Genomic DNA, 1,494 nt, shown 5'->3' with positions numbered 1-1,494 from the left:
TATACCGCACTTGCTGCCCGCTCAGGGTCCAAGAAACTCGCCATCATCGCCGTCGCAAGGAAGCTCCTGGTCGTCCTCAACGCCATCATGCGCGACAAAACCGCATTCGCGTGAACACAGTTGCCATGCCGTGATGTTTCAGCGCCGCTGCGGTGCAGGACTTGGAGCAGCTCTGGCGAATGTCGGCCACGAATTCTGGACCGCTGTGTTTCTTGGCCGAGGTAACGGCATGGATTCTAGGGTCTGCGCGCGTCGCTTCGCTTCTTGCTTCGCCCTAGAATGACGAAGTTCCGGGACCTTTGAACTCCTTCGCCAGCAGATAAAGCTCCACCGACTCATCCCTTGAAGCCGGCGGCTTCACATGATGGACGGAGCGGAAGTTCTGCTTCAGCAGCGACAGGAGCTCGTTCTCGGCGCCGCCCTGAAATGTCTTGGCGAGGAAATGCCCGCCGGGCTTGAGCACGTGCAGCGCGAAATCGGCCGCGACTTCGCACAGATGCATGGTGCGCAGATGATCCGTGCGGCGGTGGCCGGTGGTGGGTGCTGCCATATCGGACAGTACCACGTCCGGCTGGCCGCCGAGCGCCTCGGCGAGCTTCTGCGGCGCGTCCGGATCGAGGAAGTCCATCTGCAGGATGACGGCGCCCGGAACCGCATCCATTTCGAGATAGTCGATGCCGACGACATGGGGATTCTCGGCGCTCGACTTCGTCCGCGCGGCTGCCACCTGGCACCAGCCGCCGGGCGCCGCGCCCAGGTCGATGACCTTCATGCCGGGCTTCAGCAAATGGTGTTTGTCGTCGATCTCGATCAGCTTGTAGGCCGCGCGGGAGCGGTAGCCGTCGGCCTTGGAGCGTTGCACATAAGGATCGTTCATGTGGCGCTCGAGCCAGCGGCGCGACGATTCCTTCAGGCCGCTCTTCTTCTTGATGCGGGTCTTGAGCACGCGCAGGCTGGCTGAGCCCGGCTTTTCCGGTTTCTTTGTCATCGGCGCCCATCATTCCGCCAGACGCCGTCATCGGCCATCAATTCGCTCAGGATCCCCTCGCGCAGGCCGCGGTCGGCGACACGCAGCCGCTCGGACGGCCACACGCCGCGGATCGCTTCCAGGATGGCGCAGCCGGCGAGAACGAGATCGGCGCGGTCGGTGCCGATGCAGGGGTTGGCGCAACGCTGCTGGAAATCCCAGCCGATCAGCCGCTCGATCATGCGGTCAACGCTGTCGCGGTCCATCCACAGCCCGTCGACGCGGCGGCGGTCGTAGCGCTCGAGATCGAGATGCACGCCGGCCAGCGTCGTCACCGTGCCGGACGTGCCAAGCAGATGGAAGTTGGGGCTGGCCAGCACATGCGCGAGCCGGTCGCGGCCGTCAAAAGCCTTCAGCCGCGCGGCCACGTCGTCGACCATGGCGGCAAAGGTCTCTCGCGTCACCGTACGGCCGCCGAAGCGCTCGGCGAGCGAGACGACGCCGACAGGCAGCGACGTCCAGGACAC

Annotated in this window: 1 protein-coding gene and 1 pseudogene; both read right to left on the bottom strand. The window is 64.7% G+C overall.

Translation table 11 applies throughout. From position 1 onward, the window contains the following. Positions 1-274: 274 nt before the first annotated feature. A complete protein-coding gene (locus tag EOA28_RS35420) occupies positions 275-988 on the bottom strand; it encodes an RlmE family RNA methyltransferase (protein ID WP_126082974.1) in 714 nt (237 codons plus the stop codon). Beyond that, positions 985-1,494, bottom strand: a pseudogene (locus EOA28_RS35415) (Ppx/GppA family phosphatase); the annotation flags it as partial. The pseudogene EOA28_RS35415 and the gene EOA28_RS35420, both read right to left, overlap by 4 nt.

The organism is Mesorhizobium sp. M2A.F.Ca.ET.067.02.1.1, assembly GCF_004023285.1.
Taxonomy (GTDB): Bacteria; Pseudomonadota; Alphaproteobacteria; order Rhizobiales; family Rhizobiaceae; genus Mesorhizobium.
The sequence above is the reverse complement of the archived record's forward strand: the minus strand, read 5'-3'. Positions and strand labels throughout refer to the sequence as shown.

Bases quoted from the DNA above. Each gene is read 5' to 3' on its own strand.
- EOA28_RS35420 (WP_126082974.1), bottom strand. From the start codon at position 988: ATGACAAAGAAACCGGAAAAGCCGGGCTCAGCCAGCCTGCGCGTGCTC.